Origin of the sequence: Pseudomonas sp. ES4, from assembly GCF_050586665.1 — a bacterium.
Lineage (GTDB): Bacteria > Pseudomonadota > Gammaproteobacteria > Pseudomonadales > Pseudomonadaceae > Aquipseudomonas > Aquipseudomonas frederiksbergensis.
On record NZ_JBOBDO010000010.1, the window covers coordinates 117,011 to 136,253 of the forward strand.

The following is a 19,243-nucleotide window of genomic DNA, read 5'->3' on the forward strand; positions in this document are numbered from 1 at the left end:
CCGTGGCCACTTACTCACTCGTTATCCGCCGGTTGATGATCGTTTCGCTGACCATCGTCGTCAGCCGCGCCATTACCAGCCCGCTGCTGACGCTGTTCCTGAGCAACAAACTCGGCCTCAACCAACAGGATGTCGGCTTGCTGCTGGGCATCGCGGTCTTCATCGCCACCCTGCTCGCGCTCTACGGCGGTTACATCATCGACCGCCTCGAGAAGCGCCGGCTGTTGATCCTGGCGATGCTCTCCAGCGCCATCGGCTTTGTGCTGCTGACTTTCGCCGACAACCTCTACCTGACCACCGCCACCCTGGTGATCACCGAAACCGCCTCGGCACTGTTCCTGATCGGTTCAAAGGCGATCCTCAGCGAAAACCTGCCCGTGGGCCAGCGCGCCAAGGCGTTTTCCCTGCGCTACACCTTGACCAACATCGGCTACGCCACCGGCCCGATGCTAGGCGTGGTGATTGCCGGCGTGTATCCGATAGCACCGTTCCTGATCGCGGGCGGCATCGCGTTCTTCAGTATTTTCCTGATGATCGGAATACCGAAGGATTCGGCCCAGGCTCCCGCGATTGGCCAGCCAACGAGTTTTCTCAAGACCCTGATCACCCTGAAAAACGATCGCACGCTGATCATGTTCACCTGCGGCTGCCTGCTCAGCACCGTGGTCCATGGCCGTTTCACCCTGTACCTGTCGCAATACCTGTTGGTGACTCAAGACACCAAACGGGCACTGGAAACCATGGCCGCCCTGCTCGCCTGCAATGCGATCAGCGTGATCCTGTTGCAATACCAGATCGGCCGTTTCCTCAAGCGCGAACAATTGCGTTACTGGATCGCGGGCGGTACCAGCCTGTTCATCGTCGGGTTGATCGGCTTCAGCCTGGCCGACAGCCTTGTGAGCTGGTGCGTGGCCATGTTCATCTTCACCCTCGGTGAAATGATCATTTACCCGGCCGAATTCCTCTTCGTTGACACCCTGGCGCCGGAAGAGCTGCGCGGCAGTTATTACGGCGCGCAAAACCTCGCAGCCCTCGGCGGTGCACTGAGCCCGGTGATTTGCGGTTTCCTGCTGATGCACACCCCAGCGCCAACGATGTTTTATGCCTTGAGCGCACTGACCGCGATGGGCGGATTCCTGTGTTTCATGAGCGGTCGCCGGGTGGCTTTACAGCAATATTAATGCACTAAAACTGCATTAATATGAATTTGTCAGCATCGGGAATGAGCGGCACACTGTGCCCCGTTCCTCCCCCAATAGTTGGAACAACTTCAAGGGCTTTCTGGGTATCCCAGCTAAGCCTTTTTTTTGCCTCGTTTTTTTGGATCGTCTGCCTCATGTTTGCTCGCTGGTTTCCCGCTGCCATCAACACCCGCCCCTCCGAATGGAGTCGCGCCGCGATCGGCATGTCCTTGGGCACGATGTTCAGCGTCTGGCTCTGCAGCCAGGTATTCGGCATGCAAGTGGCGCAACACCTGATCGGTCCACTGGGCGCATCGGCCGTGTTGCTGTTCGCAGTGTCCTCCGGCGCCCTTGCCCAGCCCTGGTCGATTCTCGGCGGCTACCTCAGCGCTGGAGTGGTTTCGCTGCTGGTCGCTCACGTACTGGGGCGAACCCTTGGCAGCGCTTGCCTGGCAGCCGGCATGGCGCTGATTCTGATGTGCTGGCTGCGTTGCCTGCACCCACCGGCCGGAGCCTTGGCGTTGCTGTTGGTATTGGCAGACCCGGCGACCATTGCCCTGGACTGGAAAGCCCTCGGCCCGGTGATGCTCAGCGGCTCGACCATGCTGCTCAGCGCCCTGGCCTACAACAACCTGACCCGTATTCGTTACCCAAAACGCGCCAGCGAACCGGCGTCCATCGTGCCGGCCGACCGCCCGCCCACCGACAGCCAGGCGATCACTGCCGCGGATCTGAAACTGGCCCTTGCCGACATGGAGGCCTTCTACGACGTCACCCCCGAAGACCTTGAACAGCTGATCCATGCCAGTGAGTTGCATGCCAAACGGCGCAGCATTGGTGAAGTCCTCAGCGGTAGAACCTGAAGAAACAAAGATCCCCTGTGGGAGCGAGCCTGCTCGCGAAGGCGGTGTGTCATACAAATCAATATTGACTGACAGCGCCCCATCGCGAGCAGGCTCGCTCCCACAGGTTCAGCGCCAACCCAAAAATCTGTTCAGGCTGCTGACTGTTGCCGCACCGGCACCGCCAGACTCACCGCGCGCACCGATGACCCGACATTCAATCCCAAACTCTTCGCAGTTGCTGCATCGACAATCAACGTCCCGGCAGCCACCCGCGCCGGTGCCGCGATAATCCGGCACTCGGCAAATTGACGGTTATGAATCAGGTAAGTCGCCGCCTGCTCCCCCGGTGTGCCAATGCTCAGTTGCAGCACCTGGCTGTCGCGCACCGCACGGATATCCCCGGTGGCGCATTCGATCAGCGGGCCGCCGTCGAAGATGTCGATGTAGTCGCGGTGCTCGAATCCTTCAGCCTTGAGCATCCCCAACGCCGGTTCGGTATTGGGGTGAACCCGCCCGATGACGGTTCGCGCCGCTTCAGGCAACAGGCAGGTGGGCAGCGGAAACTTGGGCATCAGCTCGGCGATGAAGGTTTTGTTGCCCAGCCCTGTGAGGTAGTCGGCATCGGCAAAGTCCATCTTGAAGAAGTGCCGACCCAGGCCTTCCCAGAACGGTGAAATGCCCTCTTCGTCCGAGTAGCCACGCATCTCGGCGATGACTTTCTCACCGAAGTGCTGACGAAATTCCGCCAGAAACAGGAACCGCGCCTTGGACAGCAAGCGCCCGTTCAGACCGCTGCGGTGATCGGCATGCAGAAACAGTGAACACAGTTCTGAGTGACCGGTCATGTCGTTACCGAGGAACAACGTCGGCAGTTGCTGATTGATCCCGAGGTTTTTCGAGGCCGCGACAAACAGGCCCAGTCGGTAGTTGTACCAGGGCTCGCGCAGGCCGACGGCCCCGGCCAGTGCGCAGATGCCGATGGCTTCATGCTGGTCATTCTCAAGCACAAACAGGTAATCGGCATCGGCGCGTTCGGCTTCGCCGGCGAAGGTCTTCGCTGCCCACTCCAGACGCTGGCGCAGACGCCCCGCGTCGGCAGGCAAGGTGGTCAAGCCGGTTCCGGCGCTATGGGCCAGGGCTAACAGTGCCGGCAGGTCTGCCGGTGTGGCTGGACGAACGATCATTGCATTTGCTCCTGGGTAGCCCGATGTTTGGACAGAAAGACTTCGGCCAACATGCAGCGCGCGCTGCCGCCGCCGATGCGTTCGATGGTGTCGATGTTCACGGGGAGCGGCGTGGCGTGGGTTTCGATCAAACGACGTTGGGCGGCATCCAGCGATTGCCAGGCCGTGCGCGACATCACCAGCAAGGGTTCGCCCGCAGCGTTGTGGACTTCCAGCATGTTGCCGGCGAAAGATTCCAGTTGTTCCCAGCTCAGGGCAATCACCTGTTTGCCGCTGTCTTCCAGGCGTTTACGCAGGGCCAGGCGTTCGGCCGGGTGCGTGACTGACGTCAGGCAGGCCACGGCCAGGCGTGTGCCGACACTCATCATCACGTTGGTGTGGTAAATCGCGACGCCCTGACGGTCCACCGCGTTGAAGGCGCACAGTTCGTAACCCAAATGACTGACCACCTGGTCCAGAGCGCGGGCATGGGTGCGGGTGGAGTAACCGGCGTAGCAAATTCGCTGCTGACGATCCAGCACCATGCTACCGGTGCCTTCGAGGAACACTTCCTGCTGTTCGAGGCTGGAAAGGTCCAGCAACTGTTCCACCCGGTACTCGTCCCGCAGCCAGTCAAGCACGCCTTTGTCCCGTTCCAGACGCCGATTGTGGCCCTGCATCGGGTACAGCACCAAGGTGCCGTCGGGATGGCTGCTCCACCAATTGTTGGGGAAGATCGAATCCGGGGTATGCGGCGCTTCGCGGTCGTTGTGCACCCTGACCTCGACACCGTGGCTGCGCAGCGCTGCAACGTAGCCATCGAACTCTTGCAACGCCTTTTGCTGCACGTCTTCGCTGACGGCGGCCGGCTGCTGGAAACGGTTGTTCGCCGCCGTGTCCTGATTGAAGGAGAAACGTGTCGGGCGAATCATCAAAACGGTATTGGTGGTTTGCATGGGCACAGATTCAATGAGGGCTGAGAGGTACTCATTGTCTGTTTCGCAGGCTGGAAAACCCGGTTGATAAGTGTCTGCGGCGTGATGGAAACGGCTGAAAAACGTGTGTGGCCCAGCCGATTCGGCGGAGCTGAACACAAAAAAAATCGCAGCCCGAAGCTGCGATTTTTTGTTCTGCCAAACCTATTCCATCGTGGTCTTGACCATCGCCAGTTCCGGATGGCTGACCAGTTTGTCGATGTGCAATTCCGGGTCATCGAACCAGACTTCGGTCAGCACCCGATAGTGCTCCATGTCCCGGCAACGCATGCGCAAGCTGTAGTCGAACGCACCGCTGATCAACTGACATTCCATCACCTGAGGGCAGGCGCGGACCTTGGCTTCGAACGCCTTCTGCGCCGCGCGCCCGCTCTGGTTCGACAACGCCACCAACACCAGCAACGACAAGCCTGGCGTCAGTTTCTTTTCATCGAGAATCGCGCCATACCCACGAATGACCCCGAGCTGTTCGAGTTTGCGCACCCGTTCCAGGCACGGCCTGGGCGTGAGATGGACGCGCTCGGAAAGCTTTTGATAAGTGATGCGCCCTTCGTGGCGCAACACTTCGATGATTGCCTGATCGATACGATCAAGCACGATCGACAGATCGCGGATATCCGCCATGTACGTCTTGCCTCACTTCAAACGACCCGATAGGAATTGCTGCAAACGTTCACTTTTTGGCTGGTCAAGGATCGTAGCATCACCCTGCTCCTCGACCTTTCCCTGATGCAAAAACAACACCTGGCTGGAAACCTGCCGGGCAAACCCCATTTCGTGGGTCACCATCAACATGGTACGGCCTTCCTCGGCCAGGGCCTGAATGACCTTCAGCACCTCACCCACCAATTCCGGATCGAGTGCCGAGGTCGGCTCGTCGAACAACAGAATCTCCGGTTCCACCGCCAGGGCACGTGCGATCGCCACCCGTTGTTGCTGGCCACCGGACAGAAACGCCGGGTATTGATCGGCCACTCGTTGCGCCAGACCGACCTTGTCCAGGTAAGCCCGCGCACTTTCTTCGGCGGCCTTGCGGCTGATCCCCAACACCCGGCACGGCGCCAGCACGATGTTCTCCAGCACCGTCAGATGGCTCCACAAATTGAAATGCTGGAACACCATTGCCAGGCGCGTGCGCAGACGCTGCAATTGCGCCGGATGAGCGACGCGCATGCCACCGGCACCCGGGCGCGTGATCACGCGCTCGCCGTCCAGTTCAATGGCGCCTTCGTCCGCGCGTTCCAGAAAGTTGATGCAGCGCAGCATCGTGCTTTTACCCGAACCGCTGGCGCCGATCATGCTCACCACATCGCCTGCCCGTGCATTCAACGAGACGCCCTTGAGCACTTCGTTGTCACCAAAACGTTTATACAGATTTTCAACCGTGAGTTTGTACATGTCAGCACTCCTGGAGCGGCAGGCCTGGCGGCACCGCTCTGGACAGAAAATGGGATTTAGTGAGTCGGGCCGAGAAAACCCAGCCAACGCTTCTCTGCGAACCGGAAGGCGCCGACCAGGCCGAACGACAGCGCGAGGTACAGCAGCCCGGCAATGCCGAAGGCCTGGAACGTCATGAAGGTCGCGGCATTGGCGTCCCTGGCGACTTTGAGGATGTCTGGAATGGTGGCGGTGAACGCCACTGAGGTCGCGTGCAACATCAGGATCACTTCGTTGCTGTAATACGGCAGTGCCCGGCGCAACGCCGAAGGCAGAATCAGCCGCAGGTACAGGCGCCAACCGCTCAAGCCATAGGCGTGTGCGGCCTCGATTTCACCATAGGGAATGCTGCGAATCGCCCCAGCGAAGATTTCAACGGTGTAGGCACACGTGTTGAGCGTGAACGCGAGCAAGGTGCAATTCATCGCATCGCGGAAAAATGCTTCGAGCAACGGTTGCGAGCGCACCACCGCGATGCCGTAGATCCCGCTGTAGCAAATCAGCAACTGGATATACAGCGGCGTACCGCGAAACACGTAGGTGAACAGCTGAACCGGCCAGCGCAGCAGGCCCCAGCGCGAGGTGCGCATGATCGCCAAGGGCAACGACAGGAAGAACCCCATCACAATGCTCGCCACCAGCAGCCACAACGTCATGGCCAACCCGGTGAGACTGTAGCCGTCGCTGAACAGAAAGGGTTTCCAGTATTCGGCAATCAACTCGATCATCGTGCCATCCCCCGCACACCCTGGTTATAGCGCCGTTCCAGCACGCGCAAAACGTAGTTCGAAGCGCTGGTGATCAGCAAATACAGCGCCGCTGCCAGCAGCAGGAAATCGAGCATGTTGAAGGTACTTTTTCCGGCTTCCTGCGCGACCTTGACCAGGTCCGACAAACCGATGATCGACACCAGCGCCGTGGCCTTGAGCAGTACCAGCCAGTTATTGCCCAGGCTCGGCAAAGCGAAACGCATCATTTGCGGGAACACCACAAAGCGGAATCGCTGCCAGCGGTTCAGACCAAAGCACGCGGCGGCCTCCTGCTGGCCGCGCGGCACGCTCAGAATCGCCCCGCGAAAGGTCTCGGTGAAATACGCGCCGTAGATAAAACCGAGGGTGATGACCCCGGCCACGAACGGATCGATTTCCATGTAGGGCCAGTCCATGGCTTCGGTCAGGCTGCTCAGCCAGCCTTGCAGGCTGTAGAAAATCAGCAGCATCAGCACCAGGTCCGGCACCCCGCGAATCAGCGTCGTGTAGAAGGTTGCCGGCAGGTTCAACAGCTTCAGCGGCGACAGTTTCGCTGCCGCGCCGAGCAGGCCCAGCGCCATGCTCACCAGCAGCGAGAGCGCTGACAATTTCAGCGTGACCCAGGTGCCATGCAGCAACAATGGGCCATAGCCTTGCAGGGCCGAGAGATCGACCCCGATCAGATTCAGGAAGGAGTTCACGTCAGTCACCTGTCTTGAGGCGCCCGCGCGCAAGCGCTGCGCCTGTCACCAGGACGCAGCCTTTGGGGCGCGGGGATCAGTAGTTGTAGAGGTCCAGATCGCCGAAGTGTTTCTGCTGGATCTGCGCGTAGATACCCTTGTCATGCAGGGCCTTGATGGCGGCATTGAGCATGCCTTTGAGTTCTTCGTTGCCCTTGCGTACGCCGATGGCGATGTCGGAAGGCACCAGCGGGTCGCTGATGCCTTCACTGTTCTTGAAGTCAGCGCCTTGAGGGGAAGTCAAAAAGCTCATCTGCGCCTGCATTTTGTCCTGGATCGAGGCGTCGAGACGGCCAAATACCAGGTCGGCGTAGACCTGATCCTGATTCTGATAGGCCCGCAGTTTCACACCGCCCGGCCCCAACTTGGCCTTGGCGTAGGTTTCCTGGATCGTGCCCTGCATGTAACCGATGGTCTTGCCCTGCAGCGACTCGGCGGTGGGCAACAGCCCGGAATCCTTGCGAGTGACGATGGCGGTCGGCCCTGCATACAGGCGGTCGGTGAAGTCGATCTGTTTTTTGCGCGCATCGGTCACGGTCATCGACGATTCGATGGCATCGAACTTGCCCGCCTTGAGCGCCGGAATCAGCCCGTCGAAGTCATTGCTGACCCACACGCATTTAACCTTCAATTCGGCGCAGATCGCATTGCCCAAATCCACGCCAAAGCCCTGCACGCCGCCATCGGCGGTGGAGGATTCAAAAGGCGGGTAGCTCGGGTTGACGCCGAATCGCAGCTCCTTCCATTCCTTGGCACTGGCGCCGGTGGTGCAGCACAGCAATGCGATTGCCGACAAGCTCAGCCATCTAGTCTTCATCTTCTTGAATCCCGATTTATTTGGAATTATCGCGGCCAGGCTAACCCGGCCACCTTTATGGGCAGGAACAGAGAGTCGATGCGGCTAACACCGCAACAGCGTTCTTATTGTTTTGCACGGTGGGCCGCACTCAGCGGCACCCGGCCTGAAACCCTCGGCAGAAGGCTTCAAACCCGAGGCCAGAATGCCAAGAGATGAGCGGGTACAGGTGTCGTACGGGCCGGTGTAGACACCCGGATTGCGCTGATAAGGCTGTTTTGACAGCCGAATCTGTCGTGAGCCCGGCCCACCGCCGTATTCAGAAAGGAATTCTCCACTGCCATTACAAAAATGCAGGCAAGACCTGCACATATGCCGGTTGTACATCACAAATTTGCACTGTTACGATCCAGCATCGCTCGCGCGCGAGCTTCTCTATAAAGAACAATAAAAGCAGGGAGTTAGTGATGACTGCTCAGGTTTCTTCTCCGCGGACTTCGTCCATGGATGCCACGCAAAACGAAGTGCTGGCCGAGGTTCGCAACCACATCGGTCACCTGACCCTCAATCGCCCCGCCGGCCTCAACGCCATTACCCTGAACATGGTGCGCAACCTGCAGCGTCAGCTCGACGCCTGGGCACTGGATCCGCACGTACACGCGGTGGTGTTGCGCGGTGCTGGCGAGAAGGCGTTCTGTGCTGGCGGCGACATCCGTTCGCTGTACGACAGCTTCAAGAACGGCGACACGCTGCACGAAGATTTCTTCGTCGAGGAATACGCCCTCGACCTCTCGATTCACCATTACCGCAAACCTGTGCTCGCCTTGATGGACGGTTTTGTCCTGGGTGGCGGCATGGGCCTGGTGCAAGGCGCCGACTTGCGGGTGGTCACCGAGAAAAGCCGTCTGGCCATGCCGGAAGTGGCGATCGGTTATTTCCCCGATGTCGGTGGCAGCCATTTCCTGCCGCGCGTTCCCGGTGAACTGGGGATTTACCTCGGCGTCAGCGGCGTGCAGATCCGTGCGGCCGATGCGCTCTATTGCGGCCTGGCCGACTGGTACCTGGAAAGCGACAAGCTGGGCACGCTGGACGAGCAACTCGATCAACTCGAATGGCACGAAACGCCGTTGAAGGACCTTCAAGGTCTGCTGGCGAAACTGGCGGTGCAACAGCTACCCGACGCGCCATTGAGCGCGTTGCGTCCGGCCATCGATCACTTCTTCGCCCTGCCCGATGTGCCGAGTATTGTTGAGCAACTGCGTGAAGTAACGGTCGCCGACAGCCACGAGTGGGCCATGACCACCGCCGACCTGCTGGAAAGCCGTTCACCGCTGGCCATGGGCGTGACCCTGGAAATGCTCCGTCGTGGTCGGCACTTGAGTCTTGAAGACTGCTTCGCCCTTGAGCTGCACCTGGACCGTCAGTGGTTCGAGCGCGGCGACCTGATCGAAGGCGTGCGCGCCTTGCTGATCGACAAAGACAAGAAGCCGCGCTGGAACCCGCCGACCTTGCCGGCGCTGGACGCCGAGCACGTCGCGAGTTTCTTCAGCGGTTTTGACCAAAGCGGGAGCTGAGCCATGCACGATATCGAATTGAGCGAAGAGCAAGTCATGATCCGCGACATGGCCCGGGACTTTGCCCGCGGCGAAATCGCCCCCCACGCCCAGGCCTGGGAAAAGGCCGGCTGGATCGATGACGGTCTGGTGGCGAAGATGGGTGAACTGGGCCTGTTGGGCATGGTGGTGCCCGAGGAATGGGGCGGCACCTATGTCGACTACGTCGCCTACGCCTTGGCCGTGGAAGAGATTTCGGCCGGTGACGGCGCCACTGGCGCACTGATGAGCATTCACAACTCCGTGGGTTGCGGTCCGGTCCTCAACTACGGCACCGAAGAACAGAAACAGACCTGGCTGCCGGATCTGGCCAGCGGTCAGGCCATCGGCTGCTTCTGCCTGACCGAACCCCAGGCTGGGTCCGAAGCCCACAACCTGCGCACCCGCGCCGAACTGCGCGACGGCCAGTGGGTGATCAACGGCGCCAAGCAATTCGTCAGCAACGGCAAACGGGCCAAACTGGCCATTGTGTTTGCGGTGACCGATCCGGACCTCGGCAAGCGCGGCCTCTCGGCGTTTCTGGTGCCGACCGATACCGCGGGTTTCATCGTTGATCGCACCGAACACAAAATGGGCATTCGCGCGTCCGATACCTGCGCGGTGACCCTGAGCAACTGCACGATTCCTGAAGCCAACCTGTTGGGTGAGCGCGGTAAAGGACTGGCCATCGCCCTCTCCAATCTCGAAGGCGGCCGCATCGGCATCGCGGCACAAGCGCTGGGCATTGCCCGCGCGGCGTTTGAAGCGGCGCTGGCCTATTCGCGGGATCGGGTACAGTTCGACAAGCCGATCATCGAGCACCAGAGCATTGCCAACATGCTGGCCGACATGCACACCCGGTTGAACGCGGCACGACTGCTGATCCTGCATGCCGCGCGATTGCGCAGTGCCGGCAAGCCGTGTCTGTCGGAGGCTTCACAGGCCAAATTGTTCGCGTCGGAGATGGCCGAGAAAGTGTGTTCGTCGGCGATGCAGATTCATGGCGGGTATGGGTATCTGGAGGATTACCCGGTGGAGCGTTACTACCGGGATGCGCGGATTACGCAGATTTATGAAGGGTCGAGCGAGATACAGCGGATGGTGATTGCCCGGGAGTTGAAGCACTACCTGGTCTAAATCAACGCCACAGAACTGATCGTTCCTACGCTCTGCGTGGGAACGCCGCCCGGGACGCTCCGCGTCCCTTCTCAAGCGTGACGCAGAGCGTCACAGGATGCATTCCCACGCAGAGCGTGGGAACGATCAAAGCTTCGACTTGCTCGCGAAAGAGCCTTCAAGGGCGCTACATCACTTGCCTTGGAATTCGGCTTCACGCTTGGCAATAAACGCCGCCATCCCTTCTTTCTGATCCTGTGTGGCAAACGCCGCATGGAACACCCGACGTTCAAAACGCACACCTTCCGACAGGCTCACTTCAAACGCGCGGTTGACGCTTTCCTTGATCATCATTGCAATCGGCAACGACTTCTTGGCAATCAGCGCCGCGACTTTCAACGCTTCTTCCAGCAACTCATCAGCCGGAACAATCCGCGCGACAATCCCGCAACGCTCCGCTTCCACCGCATCGATCAAGCGACCGCTGAGGCACATTTCCATGGCCTTGGCCTTGCCCACTGCGCGGGTCAGGCGCTGGGTGCCGCCCATGCCCGGCAGTACGCCGAGGTTGATTTCCGGCTGACCGAACTTGGCGTTGTCGCCGGCCAGGATGAAGTCGCACATCAGCGCCAGTTCACACCCACCGCCCAAGGCGAAACCGTTGACGGCGGCAATGATCGGCTTGCGGCGGTTAGCCACGCGATCGCTGTCGCTGAACAGGTCATCGAGGTAGATCTGCGGGTAGGTCAGCTCGGCCATTTCCTTGATGTCGGCGCCGGCCGCGAAGGCTTTTTTCGAGCCCGTGAGCACGATGCAGCCGATGTTCGAATCAGCTTCCAGGCCATCGAGGGCGTGGTTCAGCTCGCTGACGATCTGCGCGTTCAACGCATTCAGCGCTTGCGGACGGTTCAGGGTGATCAGGCCAACGCGACCATGGGTTTCCAACAAAATCGTTTCGTAGTTCACAAGTAGCTTCCTTCTCAAAGATTGCGCGAAATAACCATGCGCTGAATGTCGCTGGTGCCTTCGTAGATCTGGCAAACGCGTACGTCGCGGTAGATCCGTTCCAGCGGGAAATCGTTCAAGTAACCGTAACCGCCGAGGGTTTGCAACGCCGAGGAGCAGACTTTCTCAGCCATTTCCGAGGCGAACAGCTTGGCCATGGACGCTTCGACCAAGGCCGGCTTGCCGCTGTCACGCAGCGCCGCCGCGTAATGCACCATCTGCCGGGCGACGGCGATCTGGGTCGCCATGTCCGCCAGGCGGAACGCGACCGCTTGATGTTCGATGATCGGCTTGCCGAAACTTTCACGCTCGCGGGCATAGTCGCGGGCCGCTTCGAACGCAGCGCGGGCCATGCCCACCGATTGCGAAGCGATGCCGACACGGCCACCTTCGAGGTTGGCCAGGGCGATTCGATAACCTTCACCCTCCTCGCCCAAGCGGTTGGCCACCGGCACTTTCACGTCCTCGAACAGGATCTGGCAAGTGTCGGAGGCATGCTGGCCGAGTTTGTCTTCGACCCGTGCGACTTTATAGCCTGGCGAATCGGTCGGTACGATCAATGCGGTGATGCCGCGCTTGCCAGCACTCGGATCGGTCACGGCGAACACGATCACCACCCCGGCGTTCTGCCCGGAGGTGATGAACTGCTTGCAGCCGTTCAACACGTAGTGATCGCCTTCCAGACGGGCACGGGTTTTCAGGCCGCTGGCGTCGGAGCCGGCCTGCGGTTCGGTCAGGGCAAACGCCCCGAGCATCGAGCCGCTGGCCAACGGTTTGAGGAAGCGTTCTTTCTGGTCGTCGTTGCCGTACTTGAGAATCGGCACACAACCCACCGAGTTGTGCACGCTCATGATGGTCGAGCAGGCGCCGTCGCCGGCCGCGATTTCTTCCAGGGCCATGGCGTAGGCCAGGTAACCGGTGTCGCAACCGCCCCACTCTTCGGGCACCAGCATGCCGAAGAAGCCCAGTTCGGCCATCTCGCCGATGGCTTCCGTGGGGAAGCGATGCTCGCGGTCCCACTCGGCGGCGAACGGTTTCAGCCGTTCCTGGGCAAACTGCCGGGCCGCGTCGCTGATCTGAAGTTGTTCGTCATTGGGAATCATGGTGAATCCTTTAAATCCGGGGTACGGCACAGAACTCTGTGGGAGCCAGCCTGCTGGCGATGGCGTCGTGTCAGTCAATGTCTACTTTTATGACACACCGTCATCGCCAGCAGGCTGGCTCCCACAGGGGTGAGGTTGACCTAGTACAGGCATTCAACGGCCATGGCCGTGGCTTCGCCGCCGCCGATGCAGATCGCTGCAACGCCGCGTTTCAGGCCTTTCTGGCGCAGCGCCGAGAGCAAGGTCACGAGGATCCGCGCCCCGGATGCGCCGATCGGGTGGCCGAGGGCGCAGGCGCCGCCGTGAACGTTGATCTTCTCGTGGGGGATTTCCAGTTTGGTCATGGTCACCAGACTGACCACGGCGAAGGCTTCGTTGACTTCGACCAGATCGACTTCGTCCAGCGACCAGCCGGTTTTCTTCATCAGCTTCTCGATCGCGCCCACCGGTGCCACCGGAAACAAGCCCGGGGTGTCGGCAAACGCCGCGTGGCCGTGAATCACTGCCAGTGGTTTCAGGCCGCGCTTTTCAGCTTCGGAACGGCGCATCAACACCAGTGCCGCAGCGCCGTCGGAAATGGAGCTGGAGTTCGCCGCCGTCACCGTGCCGCCATCGCGGAACGCCGGTTTCAAGGAAGCGATTTTGTCCAGTTTGGCTTTCGGTGGCTGTTCGTCGTTGCTGATCAGCACCTGCTCTTTGCCGACGGTCACGGTGAGCGGCACGATCTCGTCTTTGAAGCTACCATCCTTGATCGCCTGCTGCGCGCGGGTGGTCGAAGCAATGGCAAACGCGTCCTGGGCTTCACGAGTGAAACCGTTGGTTTCAGCGCAATCCTCGGCGAAGGTGCCCATCAGGCGACCCTTGTCGTAAGCGTCTTCCAGGCCGTCGAGGAACATGTGGTCAAGGACGCGACCGTGGCCCATGCGGTAACCGCTACGGGCGCGGTCCAGCAGATACGGCGCGTTGGACATGCTTTCCATGCCGCCGGCGACAACCACGTCGGCGCTGCCGGCCACCAGCATGTCGTGGGCCAGAATGGCCGCTTCCATGCCCGAACCGCACATCTTGTTGAGGGTGGTGCAGCGGGTCGATTTATCCAGCCCGGCGCCCAATGCAGCCTGACGCGCTGGCGCTTGGCCAAGGCCGGCGGACAGGACGCAACCGAACAGCACTTCTTCAACCGAGTCTGGCGCCACACCGGCACGTTCGACGGCGGCGCGAATCGCCGCAGCACCGAGTTGCGGTGCGGTCAGGCTTTTCAGTTCGCCCTGGAAACCGCCCATCGGGGTGCGGACGGCGCTGACGATAACAATGGGATCGTTGGAAATAGTCATGACAAATCCTCCTTACTTGGCGGCCATGCGCAAGGCGCCGTCGAGACGGATCACCTCGCCATTGAGCATGCTGTTTTCAATGATATGCCTGACCAGCCCGGCATACTCGCTCGGTTTGCCCAAGCGTGGCGGAAACGGCACGCCAGCCGCCAAAGATGCGCGGACTTCCGGGGTCATGCCGGCCATCATCGGGGTTTCGAAAATGCCCGGGGCGATGGTCATCACGCGGATGCCGAAGCGCGCCAGTTCACGGGCGGCGGGCAAGGTCAGGCTGACGATCGCGCCCTTGGAGGCGGCATACGCGGCCTGACCGATCTGGCCGTCATAGGCGGCAGCCGAGGCGGTGTTGATGATCACGCCGCGCTCGCCGTCAGCATCGGCTTCGGTTTCGGCAATCGCCGCCGCGGCCAGGCGCAGCATGTTGAAACTGCCGATCAGGTTGACGTTGATCACCTGGCTGAAATTGGCCAGCAGGTGCGGGCCGTTCTTGCCGAGAATCTTCTCACCGCGCACGATGCCGGCGCAGTTGACCAGGCCATTGAGGCCACCAAAGGCTTTGACCGTCGCCTGCACAGCAGCTTCGGCCGCAGCTTCGTTGCTGATGTCCGCCACCACGCTTTGCGCGCCGAGACGTTCGGCCTGGGCCGCAACGGCTTCGGCGTTCATGTCCACCAGCATCACTTTGGCACCGGCCGCGACCAGCATTTCAGCCGTGGCCGCACCGAGGCCGGATGCACCGCCGGTGACGAGAAAAACCTTGTTTTCGATCTGCATCATTGTTTCCTTGGATTCAAGCTGAAACGTTCTTCGCGGCGGCCTCTTGAGCCTTGGCGATTTCCTGGTTGCGCAAGATAAAGCGCTGCAATTTGCCGCTTGGGGTTTTCGGCAATTCGCTGACAAACTCGATTTCACGGGGGTACGAGTGTGCGGCCAGTCGTTTGCGCACGTGTTGGCGCAATTCTTCGGCCAGTTCCGGCGCCGCGCGGTATTGCGGACTGAGCACGACAAAGGCTTTGACCAGTTCGGTGCGTTCCGGATCGGGCTTGCCGACCACCGCCGCTTCCACCACGGCCGGGTGTTCGATCAACGCGCTTTCCACGTCGAACGGACCGACGCGATAGCCGGAGGTGGTGATCACGTCGTCGCTGCGACCGACGAAGCTGATGCTGCCATCCGGGTTCCACTCGACGGTGTCGCCGCTCAGGTAATAGTTGCCGACGAAGGCCTTGGTCGGTGCGCCTTCGTAACCGGCGAACCAGCACATCGGCGACTGGGTGCGATCGATGGCCAGAATGCCCGGTTGGCCGACGCCGAGTTCCTTGTACTCGTCATCCAGCACCACGATGCGGTGGCCCGGCGAGGCAAAACCGGCGGCGCCCATGTGGATCGGGTGCTCCAGGCCATGGTGATTGCACAGCACCATGCCCAGTTCGGTCTGGCCATAGTGGTCGTGGATGACCACGCCGAGGTTGTCGGCGAACCAGCGAATCACTTCCGGGTTCAGCGGCTCACCGGCGCTGCTGACGATGCGCAGCTTGCCCTTGATCGAACGGGCGAACTCGTCGCCACCGGCGATCAACAGGCGATAGGCCGTCGGCGAACCGGTGAGGTTGGTGATCCCGTATTTGTTGATCACCCGGCAGGTGCTTTCGAGGGAGAACGGGCCATCGTAAAAGGTGATCGGATGCCCCATGGCCATCGGCCCGGTGACCCCGAAATAAATGCCGTAGGCCCAACCCGGATCGGCGAGGTTCCAGAAGGCGTCTTCAGGGCGCAAGTCCACGGCGTCACGGGTGTAGCTCTGGAAGGCGACGATGGCCTTGAGCGGAACGGACAGCGCTTTCGACGGACCGGTGGTGCCCGAGGTGAACATCAGCAGGAACGGGTCTTCGCCCGTCAGCAGGACCGGTTCGCACTCGGCAGAATAATTGGCCAGTTCGGCCCAGAAGCTGTAATCGCCGCGGACGATGCCTTGGCCTTTGGGGCCGGCCACGGTGACGATGGTCGGGCAGTCGGTGACTTCAGTAAGTTTGGAACGATTGCCCGCGTCGGTGACCACCACTTTGGCGCCCGAGGAGCTGAGGCGGTGTTCGATGGCTTTCGGGCCGAATGCCGTGAACAGCGGCTGGTAGACCGCGCCGATGCGCCAGGTGGCGAATACGGTGATCAACAGTTCGATGTTACGTGGCAGGAGACCGGCAACCTTGTCGCCTTTTTTCACGCCCTGGGCCAGCAGGAAATTAGCGAGACGCGCGGCTTTGTCCTGCAAGTCGCTGAAAGTGTAGGTCGCGCTGGCGCCATCGCGGCCTTCCCAGAACAGCGCGATACGCCCCGGCAAGGCATGCCGGTCGCAACACTCGACGCAGGCATTGAGGGCAGTCAAATCGCCTGCAAGTGCAGCGTTGACGGTGTGCTGATAATTGAACTGTGATGTAGCAGACAAGTAATCGCGCATTGCCAGAATCCCTTTGTTTTTTTATTAGGCTGGGGAACCTCGATTAACAAGGAAATACTCGCTCTGCGCGGGGCGCGGGACAATGGTCAAAGCTATCAAGTTGCGTGACTGGTTTGGCCAAGATTGGAGAGATACGGCGCCTGCCAGGGCCTCATCGCGAGCAGGCTCGCTCCCACAGGGGAACGCATTCCAAATGTGGGAGCGAGCCTGCTCGCGATAGCGTCAGCCCAGACACCACAGGCTTCGGATCAGTCAGCTGGCTTCGTTGAGGATCAGGCTGCGGTAATGCCCGGGATTTGACCCCGACCACTTGCGAAATGCCTTGTAGAACGAGCTGGTATCGGCAAAGCCCAGCCGCGTGGCGATCTCGGCAAAGCTGATGGTCGGTTCTGCCAGCCAGACAATCGCCAACTCCTTGCGCACGCTGTCCTTGAGCCCCTGGTAAGTCTGGCCCTCTTCGGCCAGGCGTCGACGCAAGGTGGAAGCCGACATGCACAGCTGTTGTGCCAGGGGTTCGGTTTCCGGCCAGTGTTCGGCGGGCAGTTGTCGCAAATCGTGCTTGATCCGGCTGGCCAGGCTCTCCGGGTCGCGGTACTTGACCAGAATATTGGCCGGCGCATGGGCCAGGAAACGCTTGAGTTCTTCCGGGCTGCGCTTGATCGGCAAGTCCAGGCACTCGGCGGAGAAAATCATCCGCGTGCGCGGCCGGTCGAAACGCAGGTTCTCGGAGAACATCACCTGATAGTCATCGCAGAAGTCAGGCTGCGGGCAGCGCAACTCGATGGCCAGGATCGGAATTCGTCGCCCCGCCAGCCAGCAGGCGACGCCGTGAACGATCATCCAGTAGGTGAAATACGTGAAGGCGCGGCGCGGGTCCTGGTCGTCTTCGAGCAGGACGATTTCCGCCAGGCTTTGCTGACGAACCAGTTGCGCGGGCAGGTGTTCGAGCATCAACGACAAAAAGCTCAAACCCGAGGTCAGGCCGGCAGCCAGGCTCGGCTGGACCATGGAGCAGCGACAGAGAAACTCAAGACTGCCGGATTTGAGTTTGCGCGGGTCCATGCCAAAAAACTCATCGTCCCCGCGTCGGGCCAGTAAACGCCACAGACGCGCATAAGCAGTGGCCGGCACGCGTGCATCGCTGCTGTCGAGCAGTGCCGGATCGATACCGACCTTGGTCAACACCTCATCGGTGGTCGCCCCGGGGGCGCAACTTTGCAACAGTGCTTCACGCACCAGTTGAATGGAGATGGTGTCTTTTTCCGACATTGACCGAGCTAAGCCCTGTTCTTGTTTGAAGTGGTGGGCCTATTTGCCCGCCGTGCTACAGAATCCGGTACAACAACCGCTCGATCCGCACCCGACTCACGCGCTTGAGAAACTTGGCCACCCCTGGCGGGTACTCCAGCAGCGTTTCCAGTTCCTGGTATCGCTCGATGCGACGGGTGTTCTCGAAAATCTCCGCCAGCTCCTTACGTCGCGGCTCCAGCAACTCGCCTTTCGGATCATCGATCAGCAAGGCGTTTTCCAGATCGAGCCGGAACGCCCGCGGGTTGAGGTTGTTGCCGGTCAGCAAAGTGTATCGCTGGTCGATCCACATGCCCTTGAGGTGATAGGTGTTGTCGCCGTCACGCCACAGATGCAGGTTCAACTGGCCGCTGTCGACGCTGCGATGATGACGCTTGGCGAAGCGCCGCAGGCTGATCTCGTAAAGGTACGGCAGCGCCGAAATCACCTTGAACGGCTCGCTCGGCGGAATGTAGAAGTCGTTGGCCGTCTTGTCGCCGACAATGATGTCGATCTTCACGCCGCGCGCCAGTGCCCGGTTGATTTCCCGGGTCACGGCCAGCGGCAGGTTGAAGTACGGCGTGCAGATGGTCAGTTGATGCTGAGCGCTGGCGATCAACTCGCAAATCACTCGACTCAACGGGTTGTTCTTGCCGACACCGAGCAACGGGCTGACCGACAAACTGCCCTTTTCCGTGGTGCCAGTCGTGGTGTCGTACGCCGCGTGCTTGAGGCGACTGCGCAGGTCGCCGATGTCGTTGCGCAGGCTGCGGGTGGTCGGCAGGTTTGGCAAATCCAGACGATGCACCGCTTTGGAGGCGATCAGACCGTGCTGGATCAGGTGCTGCATCGAATCGGCCAGGGCGCTGTTCTGCAGCAGGTGATAACGGTCGTAGCGGTACTTGTCGAATTTGTGCAGGTAAACGTTGTTCAGGCTCGCGCCGCTGTAGATCACGCAATCGTCGATCACGAAGCCCTTCAAATGCAACACGCCGAACAGCTCTCGGGTCTGCACCGGAACGCCATACACCGGCACTTCACTGGCATGAGTGCGGGTGGTTTCCTGATACCAGGCCGAGTTGCCCGGCTGCTTGCCGGCGCCGATCAAGCCGCGCTGGGCGCGCAGCCAGTCAACGACGACCACCACGTCCAGTTCCGGACGTGCCAGTTTGGCCGCGTGCAAGGCATCGAGAATTTCCTGACCGGCTTCATCCTGTTGCAGATAGAGCGCGACGATATAGATGCGTCGGGTGGCGCTGGCGATCTTTTCCAGCAGGCACCGACGAAACTCGGCAGCACCGGAAAGGAAGGTGACGGCATCGGCGGTCAGCGGAAAACTGCGCAGTTTAGGCAGCAGAGAGCGTTTGAAAAGCGACGGCATAGGGCTCGCAAAAAGGTCGAATCCGAAGAACCCGAGAGCTTACACCATGGATCGGCTCGGGTCT

The 19,243-nt window shown here is 60.5% G+C and carries 18 protein-coding genes; 4 read left to right on the forward strand and 14 right to left on the reverse strand.

Translation table 11 applies throughout. The features are described from left to right. Nucleotides 1–2 precede the first annotated feature (2 nt). Both ACQ4OB_RS13855 and ACQ4OB_RS13860 read left to right on the forward strand, forming a co-directional pair. A complete protein-coding gene (locus ACQ4OB_RS13855; protein WP_102615457.1) occupies nucleotides 3–1,181 on the forward strand; it encodes an MFS transporter in 1,179 nt (392 codons plus the stop codon). A gap of 155 nt (nucleotides 1,182–1,336) precedes the next feature. Next, the gene (locus ACQ4OB_RS13860) at nucleotides 1,337–2,044 is read left to right on the forward strand and encodes an HPP family protein (protein ID WP_074876717.1); all 708 of its coding nucleotides are present in this window, start codon (nucleotides 1,337–1,339) and stop codon (nucleotides 2,042–2,044) included. A 131-nt stretch (nucleotides 2,045–2,175) separates the two neighbouring features. Here the strand turns inward: ACQ4OB_RS13860 and astA are convergent, their stop codons facing one another. The 7 genes from astA to ACQ4OB_RS13895 form a co-directional block, all read right to left on the reverse strand. Beyond that, nucleotides 2,176–3,210 (reverse strand): arginine N-succinyltransferase, encoded by a 1,035-nt coding sequence (gene astA / locus ACQ4OB_RS13865; protein ID WP_430955868.1) that lies wholly within the window; start codon nucleotides 3,208–3,210, stop codon nucleotides 2,176–2,178. Beyond that, complete coding sequence (gene ctlX, locus ACQ4OB_RS13870; protein WP_430955869.1) at nucleotides 3,207–4,145, reverse strand: citrulline utilization hydrolase CtlX; 939 nt, start codon at nucleotides 4,143–4,145, stop codon at nucleotides 3,207–3,209. The genes astA and ctlX overlap by 4 nt, the downstream gene beginning before the upstream one ends. 183 nt (nucleotides 4,146–4,328) lie before the next feature. Next, nucleotides 4,329–4,808 (reverse strand): Lrp/AsnC family transcriptional regulator, encoded by a 480-nt coding sequence (locus ACQ4OB_RS13875; RefSeq protein ID WP_074876723.1) that lies wholly within the window; start codon nucleotides 4,806–4,808, stop codon nucleotides 4,329–4,331. Between the two features lie 12 nt (nucleotides 4,809–4,820). After that, nucleotides 4,821–5,582 (reverse strand): ABC transporter ATP-binding protein, encoded by a 762-nt coding sequence (locus ACQ4OB_RS13880; protein WP_074876725.1) that lies wholly within the window; start codon nucleotides 5,580–5,582, stop codon nucleotides 4,821–4,823. 56 nt (nucleotides 5,583–5,638) lie between these two features. Next, a complete protein-coding gene (locus tag ACQ4OB_RS13885) occupies nucleotides 5,639–6,349 on the reverse strand; it encodes an ABC transporter permease (RefSeq protein WP_074876727.1) in 711 nt (236 codons plus the stop codon). Then, the gene (locus tag ACQ4OB_RS13890; RefSeq protein ID WP_033054762.1) at nucleotides 6,346–7,071 is read right to left on the reverse strand and encodes an ABC transporter permease; all 726 of its coding nucleotides are present in this window, start codon (nucleotides 7,069–7,071) and stop codon (nucleotides 6,346–6,348) included. The genes ACQ4OB_RS13885 and ACQ4OB_RS13890 overlap by 4 nt, the downstream gene beginning before the upstream one ends. A 76-nt stretch (nucleotides 7,072–7,147) precedes the next feature. Then, the gene (locus ACQ4OB_RS13895) at nucleotides 7,148–7,927 is read right to left on the reverse strand and encodes a transporter substrate-binding domain-containing protein (protein WP_074876729.1); all 780 of its coding nucleotides are present in this window, start codon (nucleotides 7,925–7,927) and stop codon (nucleotides 7,148–7,150) included. A 446-nt stretch (nucleotides 7,928–8,373) separates the two neighbouring features. Between ACQ4OB_RS13895 and ACQ4OB_RS13900 the strand changes: the two genes are divergently transcribed. Further along, nucleotides 8,374–9,480 (forward strand): enoyl-CoA hydratase/isomerase family protein, encoded by a 1,107-nt coding sequence (locus ACQ4OB_RS13900; protein ID WP_430955870.1) that lies wholly within the window; start codon nucleotides 8,374–8,376, stop codon nucleotides 9,478–9,480. 3 nt (nucleotides 9,481–9,483) lie between these two features. Beyond that, nucleotides 9,484–10,635, forward strand: coding sequence for an acyl-CoA dehydrogenase family protein (locus tag ACQ4OB_RS13905; RefSeq protein WP_430955871.1), 1,152 nt, complete (start codon nucleotides 9,484–9,486; stop codon nucleotides 10,633–10,635). 171 nt (nucleotides 10,636–10,806) lie between these two features. On the opposite strand, the gene ACQ4OB_RS13910 is transcribed toward ACQ4OB_RS13905, so the two are convergent. From ACQ4OB_RS13910 to pssA, 7 genes are all read right to left on the reverse strand, one after another. Beyond that, nucleotides 10,807–11,580: an enoyl-CoA hydratase gene (locus tag ACQ4OB_RS13910; protein WP_030131385.1), complete on the reverse strand. Its 774-nt coding sequence runs from the start codon at nucleotides 11,578–11,580 to the stop codon at nucleotides 10,807–10,809. Between the two features lie 14 nt (nucleotides 11,581–11,594). Then, nucleotides 11,595–12,722, reverse strand: coding sequence for an acyl-CoA dehydrogenase (locus ACQ4OB_RS13915; protein WP_102615452.1), 1,128 nt, complete (start codon nucleotides 12,720–12,722; stop codon nucleotides 11,595–11,597). A 140-nt stretch (nucleotides 12,723–12,862) separates the two neighbouring features. Beyond that, nucleotides 12,863–14,056 carry an acetyl-CoA C-acyltransferase gene (locus ACQ4OB_RS13920; RefSeq protein WP_074876735.1) on the reverse strand — a complete coding sequence of 398 codons (1,194 nt, stop codon included), beginning with the start codon at nucleotides 14,054–14,056 and terminating at the stop codon, nucleotides 12,863–12,865. Between the two features lie 12 nt (nucleotides 14,057–14,068). After that, complete coding sequence (locus tag ACQ4OB_RS13925; RefSeq protein ID WP_074876737.1) at nucleotides 14,069–14,830, reverse strand: SDR family NAD(P)-dependent oxidoreductase; 762 nt, start codon at nucleotides 14,828–14,830, stop codon at nucleotides 14,069–14,071. A 16-nt stretch (nucleotides 14,831–14,846) separates the two neighbouring features. Further along, on the reverse strand, nucleotides 14,847–16,511 hold the full coding sequence (locus ACQ4OB_RS13930; protein WP_430955872.1) for an AMP-binding protein: 1,665 nt from the start codon (nucleotides 16,509–16,511) through the stop codon (nucleotides 14,847–14,849). A 252-nt stretch (nucleotides 16,512–16,763) separates the two neighbouring features. Beyond that, the gene (locus ACQ4OB_RS13935; protein WP_074876742.1) at nucleotides 16,764–17,780 is read right to left on the reverse strand and encodes an AraC family transcriptional regulator; all 1,017 of its coding nucleotides are present in this window, start codon (nucleotides 17,778–17,780) and stop codon (nucleotides 16,764–16,766) included. A gap of 55 nt (nucleotides 17,781–17,835) precedes the next feature. Further along, nucleotides 17,836–19,179 carry a CDP-diacylglycerol--serine O-phosphatidyltransferase gene (gene pssA / locus ACQ4OB_RS13940; RefSeq protein ID WP_074876745.1) on the reverse strand — a complete coding sequence of 448 codons (1,344 nt, stop codon included), beginning with the start codon at nucleotides 19,177–19,179 and terminating at the stop codon, nucleotides 17,836–17,838. Between the last annotated feature and the right edge of the window lie 64 nt (nucleotides 19,180–19,243).

Coding starts and splice junctions, on each gene's coding strand:
- ACQ4OB_RS13860 (WP_074876717.1), top strand. CDS start 1,337: ATGTTTGCTCGCTGGTTTCCCGCTGCCATCAACACCCGCCCCTCCGAA.
- astA (WP_430955868.1), bottom strand. CDS start 3,210: ATGATCGTTCGTCCAGCCACACCGGCAGACCTGCCGGCACTGTTAGCC.
- ctlX (WP_430955869.1), bottom strand. CDS start 4,145: ATGCAAACCACCAATACCGTTTTGATGATTCGCCCGACACGTTTCTCC.
- ACQ4OB_RS13875 (WP_074876723.1), bottom strand. CDS start 4,808: ATGGCGGATATCCGCGATCTGTCGATCGTGCTTGATCGTATCGATCAG.
- ACQ4OB_RS13880 (WP_074876725.1), bottom strand. CDS start 5,582: ATGTACAAACTCACGGTTGAAAATCTGTATAAACGTTTTGGTGACAAC.
- ACQ4OB_RS13885 (WP_074876727.1), bottom strand. CDS start 6,349: ATGATCGAGTTGATTGCCGAATACTGGAAACCCTTTCTGTTCAGCGAC.
- ACQ4OB_RS13895 (WP_074876729.1), bottom strand. CDS start 7,927: ATGAAGACTAGATGGCTGAGCTTGTCGGCAATCGCATTGCTGTGCTGC.
- ACQ4OB_RS13900 (WP_430955870.1), top strand. CDS start 8,374: ATGACTGCTCAGGTTTCTTCTCCGCGGACTTCGTCCATGGATGCCACG.
- ACQ4OB_RS13905 (WP_430955871.1), top strand. CDS start 9,484: ATGCACGATATCGAATTGAGCGAAGAGCAAGTCATGATCCGCGACATG.
- ACQ4OB_RS13915 (WP_102615452.1), bottom strand. CDS start 12,722: ATGATTCCCAATGACGAACAACTTCAGATCAGCGACGCGGCCCGGCAG.
- ACQ4OB_RS13920 (WP_074876735.1), bottom strand. CDS start 14,056: ATGACTATTTCCAACGATCCCATTGTTATCGTCAGCGCCGTCCGCACC.
- ACQ4OB_RS13925 (WP_074876737.1), bottom strand. CDS start 14,830: ATGCAGATCGAAAACAAGGTTTTTCTCGTCACCGGCGGTGCATCCGGC.
- ACQ4OB_RS13930 (WP_430955872.1), bottom strand. CDS start 16,511: ATGCGCGATTACTTGTCTGCTACATCACAGTTCAATTATCAGCACACC.
- ACQ4OB_RS13935 (WP_074876742.1), bottom strand. CDS start 17,780: ATGTCGGAAAAAGACACCATCTCCATTCAACTGGTGCGTGAAGCACTG.
- pssA (WP_074876745.1), bottom strand. CDS start 19,179: ATGCCGTCGCTTTTCAAACGCTCTCTGCTGCCTAAACTGCGCAGTTTT.